The organism is uncultured Candidatus Kuenenia sp., assembly GCF_900696675.1.
GTDB lineage: Bacteria > Planctomycetota > Brocadiia > Brocadiales > Brocadiaceae > Kuenenia > Kuenenia stuttgartiensis_A.
This window is the reverse complement of record NZ_CAADGZ010000150.1, coordinates 1-7,422: the sequence shown is the minus strand read 5'-3', so window position 1 is coordinate 7,422 and position 7,422 is coordinate 1. Positions and strand designations below refer to the sequence as shown.

Genomic DNA, 7,422 nt, shown 5'->3' with positions numbered 1-7,422 from the left:
AACCAGTCATTATATCCGAGTATTCGATATACAATCTTACGCTCTGTCTTCACTATTTGGCAGGGAATCATTATCAGGGTATTGAGAAACCGCCGAAACTCCATCTTTAACACCTGCTCTCCCCTTCCTACATTTGGCATCAACATGCCAAACCATGCCTTGAAGTTCCAGGCCAATGACGCTATTACCATGTATGCCCAGTTGCTTTCCAAATCCCTTACAGGCAACTTCATCGCATTTACCCCGTTCTTCAACTGCTCTATTACATTCTCCTGATCACACCTACCGTTTGCCAACTCTACTATCTTTTCTGCCGTCCTGTCCCTCAGTGTCGTTATATAGAAAAAATAACGAATGTCGTCAAATAATCGTTTCTGACCTTTTTCCACACTCAGATTTTTTCTCAGCACTATCACCCTATAACTCTTCTTGCATTTCTCAGGCCGATATTCAAACTCAGCCACTTGCTCACTCTCTAACCGAATATTCTTGTATTCACGTTCTTTAACTATCCGTTCTTTTATATTTTCAGGTTTCTGCCTTTCCTCTGTTTTTACCTTGTATTTCGGTTTACGCTTTAGTTCTTTCCATGCATCTTCCGGCAACTCCCCGGCTAGTTTTATTAGCCCACCTCGTGCATCCATCCCAAACACAAAGTCCACTTGCTCTGACCAGCGATCAAAATTCCCTGTCAATGAAAAGTCTGTGTCTCCCCTTAAACACAAACCCTCTCCGCATGTGGTTTTACCAAGTTTATTGCCCTGTCTATCCACTCCACTGCGCCGCTATGGCTCGGTACGTTTCCCGGACGATTCTCAATATACAACACTTCCTTCGTGTTTGCCAATGACACAATGAGTGGCGTATATCCCCATATCCCCTTGTACGATATATCCATCCCCTCTTTACATTCTCCGTATGTCCCCACTATCGTTCCATCCACATCTATCAACGCTTCTTCCAATGCCTCTTTCCGCCCTTCCTCCCACACACGCTCTCGTACCCTGTTGATAATCTCCATCAGCTTCTCAATATCATTACGGTCAAACCGCCTTGTAAAATCTCCTGCCGTTGTAGGATCAGGTATCCGCTCTGCACCCAACGCATCCAAATAGCCGCTGTCTTGCCGATGCAACTCTATGTCTTCTAACCGCACATTCCCTGAAAGCACATTGTACGCTATATTCAATATATGATCCGATTCATGATACGGTATATGCCTTTTGAGTAACTCAAGATTCTCGTCTATCTCTTTTACCAATCCACTTCTTATTGCCATTTGATGGATTACGCCTATACCACCACAGGCAATCGCCTGACTCTTCGCGGCTATCTCGTAATGAATGTTCTTTGCCGTGAACATCGGATGCTTCTGATCTCCCCATTGCTTTCTCTTTAACCGTTTCTCTATTTTCCGTTTCTTTCTTCTCAATATCTTGTTATATTTTCTTGCTGCTATTTTACTCATGCTTCGACAAGCTCAGTACAGGTCTGAAATGCCCCTTTTTCTGGTTATCGGAATTTTTACATATCACTATCTTAACCAGTAAATTCAGGCTTTTCAACCTACTTTAACTCTCTCAGATTAAAAAATTACGCTTGTTTTAGGATTAGTTGTAATATCATATGGAAACACTGTTTTGATTTGCCACCGTTATTTGTTTTACGATGAGATCATAATCTTGATAATCGTAACATATACCAGTTTTTAACCCCGAATATCATAGACTCAGAAATAGTTTTAAATCCAAATTTCTGATAAAAAACAACATTGACATCTTTGTCTGTTTCCAAATATGCGTTCGCCATACATGCATCTACCTCTGAGCAAAAACGTTCCATAAGCATTGAACCAACGCCAACTCCCTGATGTGTGGGTAGAACTCCAATTGGCCCTAAATGCCAATGTTGATCTTTTGGATCCCGACGAGACCACTCGTTAATCCAAATATCTCTTCTCCAATCAATATTAGTTTCATCAATAGAGACCTCTGTATCATTTATCGTGTTTTTCCCATAACACGAGCACATTCTCACCACACCGATAATATTTTGATTTGCCTTTGCGATAAAAACTATTCCAGGTTTATCGCTCAAAAGTTTTTTAAAATAGTTTTCAATTTCAATCCGAACGTTTTCATTAGAATTTTGAAAAACAGCAAGGTGTATTGGATTTTCTGTCATGGCGACGCTGAGAACTCTCGCTGATTCTTCAATATCTCTCTTTTCCATAAATGATATTGCTATGTTACTCATATCCACTTTTATTTAAGTGTTAAATTGGTTTTGGAGTATTTTTCTTTCCAACCATTGATTATCACAATCAATTGCCCTGATAACTTGAGAAAATCACTATTATCATATAAAATTATCGTGTAGAAAATAAGGGTCACATCCGGACATTAGACAATATTTTCTTGAATTATTTATGTAATTTATGATCTTTTACAAGTCGTTGCTCGATCATGAGTATCCAGATGCGACCCCTTTCCTGTTATTATGTATTCTTCGGCAGTGCTGAAGGACACATAATCCGGATGCCGTCCGTCACTATAAGATTTTTCTGTGCGAAATGTAGCAACCTCAAAATTATGTCCATCTTTTACAACAACCACCACGCCATATTGCGCACCTACGGAAAAGGTTTTTTTAAAGAGATTCATAATGTCCCGGGGAAGGGCATTCGTGGCAATATCGTAATCGGCAGATTCCCTCCTCATAATCATATCGCGCACACATCCGCCCGCAAAAAAGGCTTCAAAACCTTTATCCTGCAATGTTTTTACAATTTCAATGGCATTCTGTTTTATGGGCATGTTTACTTATCATTACCTTCCATATATGCGGTGGACCAGGTTGTTATGAAATATTGAATTTAATAAGAGTATCTGCGTTAATCTGCGCAAATTAGCGTCTTATTGAAAATGGTAAAATATATAGGCGCGACCCCCGTTTGCTTTCTCTATTCTCTTAATGAAGTGGTCAGACATGGATAAAAGCAGGCAATCTTTTTATCTTTTGTATCTCCTTCGCAGTTGATGAGTGGGTTACATGATAGAGATCCCATGCCAACTGCAAATTAAGCCAAAACTGTGCGTCCATGCCGAAAAGTTTCTCCAGACGAAGCGCAGTGTCTGGAGTCATCCCGCGTTTTCCATGAATCAGTTCATTAACACGCGGATATGAAACCCCAAGCTTTTCTGCCAACTCGCGCTGCGTCATATGCAGAGGTTTGAGAAATTCCTCCAATAACATTTCGCCCGGATGCGTAGGCGGACCATTTTTTGGTATACGAACCATACTCTTTCTCCTTATTATTTAGTGGTAATCTGTAATTTCGACGTTATCTACACCATCATCAGCCCACACAAAACAAACTCGGAACTGATCGTTAATCCGTATACTGTGCTGTCCCTTTCGATCATCTTTAAGAACTTCCAGCATGTTTCCCGGTGGAATTTTCAGCGAACCTAAAGAAACAACTCCATTAAGTTGATCGAGCTTTCGTTGCGCCGCTCGCCAGATTTGTTGCGGACAGGTCTTACGCGCCTCTCTGGTGTTTTTTCTATCAAAAATATCCTCTGTCCCCTTATCATGGAATGATTGTATCACCAGGCTTCCTCTCTTTTTGCATTACCCATACATCCGCATTATAATGGATACCGTTATATATAGTAAAATGTATTTTGAAATTCTGGATAATTACGGAGACGCTGTGACCTAAGATATGTTATATGTGATGGGTAATTCCGGGAACACCTTACTTAATTTTGGAGATTCCTTTTTTTCTTTTATACCCTTGGGCCCAGGTTTCTGCTTATGGAGTATTCGTCCAGGGACATTTTCAAGCCGGGCTATAAAAGTGTCCGTGCCAAGAGGTCTCCCTGTCCGCTAGTGACATTGAAACGCTTCGATTTCCTCATCCGATAGACCTCTGGAAAGAAAATCACCCCACTTACCAAATATCTCCAGCAACGGAGCCACATGCACAAGCCGGTCATCCCGCCCGGCATGTATGCGTATGCGCTGCTCCATCGATATTCCTGCGGTTTCTTAACCGACTTTGCTCTGACAGGATTCAGTTCAACATAGCGTGCAGCTAAGTACAAATGGGTTTTATCCATGGGGAAAGAGGCAAAACGTCCTTGCCGCAGGTGCCCTCTCCAGCCTTCCAGGAAGTTTACGCGACGCGTGTAGCGCCGATGCGCTTCGCCAATCACCTGACTAAGCGCCTTCTCAGAAGGTTGTACCGCAATCTCAGGTGTATATGATTTGGCGTCAGGCAAAAGGCCCACACTTCAACGTCCCAGTGCGTACACCACTGGGCAATCAAGTTTATGTATGCCTCATAATCTTCATCGCAAAAAGAATGTCTGCAAACGACGATTTCCTCGCTGAGTGATATGATGCGGTACTTCTGGAATTACCACACGAGCAATCCTGGACATGACCACCTCTTAGCTATTCTAATAACAAAGTCAATAATTAAGTATGATGTCCCCGGAATTCATTGGGTTGCGCTCAACAAAAGTAGCAACCAGGTTTGAATAAGATAAACTGTCTATGCTTAACAGTCGCTTGAACGGAGACTCGCTGTTGGGCGTCAATCTCCATCGGCTTGTTAGATTTTTTATTTATCGAATATACGTTTTCCATGTATTACGGTAAGAATATGGATCTCATTTGCTTTGATTTCATAAACGATACGATATTGGAAAACAAATAATTCTCTCATAAATTCATTGCCAACTTCTGGCACGACTCTGCCTATTTTGAGGTGTTGGATTAGCGACTGAGGGGCTTAAAATATTTTTTGAATTGTAGATTCAGCATAAAGATCAGAATCTCTTGCGACAAACTCCCCAATTGCCTCTATATCTTCTAAAGCGTCAGGCGACCAAATTATTTTGTAATCCATTTTGAAAGTCGAACTTTGGCTTCCTCGTTGGAAATACCTTTACCGTCTTTTATGGATTCTTGGCCTTTTCTTATCTTTTCTAGTACATAAAGATGGTATTGGATGTCTTCCAGTGTGGAGTCTTCCGGCAAGTGACGAATCATTTTTGCAATGTTGTCTTTTAAAGTACTCATGTTAATATTATAGGGAATTTCCCCTATAGGATGAAGTAAAATCTAACGTAGAGCTAACCGGCGCTGCGCGGCCTTATAGCGCAGCGTCCGTGTTGAGCGCCGGGTTAGGGTTTAGCGCAACATCTTGTTCAGATTTTTCGATTAAACGTTTGCCCAGTGCAATGCCAGGTTTTTCAATGTACTTGTAGAAAAAGAACGATACTGCGGCGGCCGCAAAAACAACACACAGAAAGTGTAGAAGACTTGCTAGATTCGACTTTGGAAAGATGTTGCTAAATCCAAGCCTAGAAAAATATGTCAATATTGCAAAATGCGTCAAGTACATGCTGAAACTTAACTTTCCAACCGTAGTGGTAATTTTATTTACTAATAGTTGCGTAGGCCAGTTAGCCAATAGAAGCGCAAAGGCACAAAATAGCCCGCCAGCAATAAAATGGTGCGGAGTATTAAACAACTTATCAGCAATAAAATTGCTCGGAAGTTTAAAAGCTGGGTATAAAAAAGCCAGAAGAAGAACGACAAAAAGCGGCCCACAAACGATGGCGATTAGCTTACGAGGATACTTTTCTCGAAGTATTAAATAGCCAAAAATGCCAATGATAAACACGGGTAGTTGGCCTAGAAAATTGAGGAACGAGAAGCTTTGCAGTAGGTACTGTTGGCTTTCTGGGTAAGAGAAAATATGCGGCACTATAAGTCGATTAAGACCACTCAATACTAGGCCTAAAACAAGCGTAATTTTTTAATCTGAGAGAGTTAAAGTAGGTTGAAAAGCCTGAATTTACTGGTTAAGATAGTGATATGTAAAAATTCCGATAACCAGAAAAAGGGGCATTTCAGACCTGTACTGAGCTTGTCGAAGCATGAGTAAAATAGCAGCAAGAAAATATAACAAGATATTGAGAAGAAAGAAACGGAAAATAGAGAAACGGTTAAAGAGAAAGCAATGGGGAGATCAGAAGCATCCGATGTTCACGGCAAAGAACATTCATTACGAGATAGCCGCGAAGAGTCAGGCGATTGCCTGTGGTGGTATAGGCGTAATCCATCAAATGGCAATAAGAAGTGGATTGGTAAAAGAGATAGACGAGAATCTTGAGTTACTCAAAAGGCATATACCGTATCATGAATCGGATCATATATTGAATATAGCGTACAATGTGCTTTCAGGGAATGTGCGGTTAGAAGACATAGAGTTGCATCGGCAAGACAGCGGCTATTTGGATGCGTTGGGTGCAGAGCGGATACCTGATCCTACAACGGCGGGAGATTTTACAAGGCGGTTTGACCGTAATGATATTGAGAAGCTGATGGAGATTATCAACAGGGTACGAGAGCGTGTGTGGGAGGAAGGGCGGAAAGAGGCATTGGAAGAAGCGTTGATAGATGTGGATGGAACGATAGTGGGGACATACGGAGAATGTAAAGAGGGGATGGATATATCGTACAAGGGGATATGGGGATATACGCCACTCATTGTGTCATTGGCAAACACGAAGGAAGTGTTGTATATTGAGAATCGTCCGGGAAACGTACCGAGCCATAGCGGCGCAGTGGAGTGGATAGACAGGGCAATAAACTTGGTAAAACCACATGCGGAGAGGGTTTGTGTTTAAGGGGAGACACAGACTTTTCATTGACAGGGAATTTTGATCGCTGGTCAGAGCAAGTGGACTTTGTGTTTGGGATGGATGCACGAGGTGGGCTAATAAAACTAGCCGGGGAGTTGCCGGAAGATGCATGGAAAGAACTAAAGCGTAAACCGAAATACAAGGTAAAAACAGAGGAAAGGCAGAAACCTGAAAATATAAAAGAACGGATAGTTAAAGAACGTGAATACAAGAATATTCGGTTAGAGAGTGAGCAAGTGGCTGAGTTTGAATATCGGCCTGAGAAATGCAAGAAGAGTTATAGGGTGATAGTGCTGAGAAAAAATCTGAGTGTGGAAAAAGGTCAGAAACGATTATTTGACGACATTCGTTATTTTTTCTATATAACGACACTGAGGGACAGGACGGCAGAAAAGATAGTAGAGTTGGCAAACGGTAGGTGTGATCAGGAGAATGTAATAGAGCAGTTGAAGAACGGGGTAAATGCGATGAAGTTGCCTGTAAGGGATTTGGAAAGCAACTGGGCATACATGGTAATAGCGTCATTGGCCTGGAACTTCAAGGCATGGTTTGGCATGTTGATGCCAAATGTAGGAAGGGGAGAGCAGGTGTTAAAGATGGAGTTTCGGCGGTTTCTCAATACCCTGATAATGATTCCCTGCCAAATAGTGAAGACAGAGCGTAAGATTGTATATCGAATACTCGGATATAATGACTGGTT

Annotated in this window: 7 protein-coding genes and 2 pseudogenes; 1 reads left to right on the top strand and 8 read right to left on the bottom strand. The window is 41.6% G+C overall.

Features of this window, described 5'->3' with window-relative positions:
* The 8 genes and pseudogenes from QZT26_RS15375 to QZT26_RS15340 all read right to left on the bottom strand — a co-directional run.
* Positions 1-1,468: pseudogene (locus tag QZT26_RS15375) on the bottom strand (IS1380-like element ISCku9 family transposase); the annotation flags it as partial.
* 206 nt (positions 1,469-1,674) lie between these two features.
* A complete protein-coding gene (locus QZT26_RS15370) occupies positions 1,675-2,232 on the bottom strand; it encodes a GNAT family N-acetyltransferase (RefSeq protein WP_157820667.1) in 558 nt (185 codons plus the stop codon).
* 203 nt (positions 2,233-2,435) lie between these two features.
* A complete protein-coding gene (locus tag QZT26_RS15365; protein WP_099326267.1) occupies positions 2,436-2,816 on the bottom strand; it encodes a hypothetical protein in 381 nt (126 codons plus the stop codon).
* Between the two features lie 166 nt (positions 2,817-2,982).
* A complete protein-coding gene (locus tag QZT26_RS15360) occupies positions 2,983-3,300 on the bottom strand; it encodes a HigA family addiction module antitoxin (protein WP_099326266.1) in 318 nt (105 codons plus the stop codon).
* Between the two features lie 18 nt (positions 3,301-3,318).
* Positions 3,319-3,612, bottom strand: a complete 294-nt coding sequence (locus QZT26_RS15355) for a type II toxin-antitoxin system RelE/ParE family toxin (protein WP_099326265.1) — start codon at positions 3,610-3,612, stop codon at positions 3,319-3,321.
* 242 nt (positions 3,613-3,854) lie between these two features.
* The gene (locus tag QZT26_RS15350) at positions 3,855-4,295 is read right to left on the bottom strand and encodes a hypothetical protein (RefSeq protein ID WP_230405684.1); all 441 of its coding nucleotides are present in this window, start codon (positions 4,293-4,295) and stop codon (positions 3,855-3,857) included.
* Between the two features lie 607 nt (positions 4,296-4,902).
* Complete coding sequence (locus tag QZT26_RS15345) at positions 4,903-5,091, bottom strand: hypothetical protein (RefSeq protein WP_099326263.1); 189 nt, start codon at positions 5,089-5,091, stop codon at positions 4,903-4,905.
* A 73-nt stretch (positions 5,092-5,164) separates the two neighbouring features.
* Complete coding sequence (locus QZT26_RS15340) at positions 5,165-5,782, bottom strand: acyltransferase family protein (RefSeq protein ID WP_295103394.1); 618 nt, start codon at positions 5,780-5,782, stop codon at positions 5,165-5,167.
* A 172-nt stretch (positions 5,783-5,954) separates the two neighbouring features.
* On the opposite strand from QZT26_RS15340, the pseudogene QZT26_RS15335 reads away from it, so the two are divergent.
* Positions 5,955-7,422 (top strand): annotated as a pseudogene (locus QZT26_RS15335) (IS1380-like element ISCku9 family transposase); the annotation flags it as partial.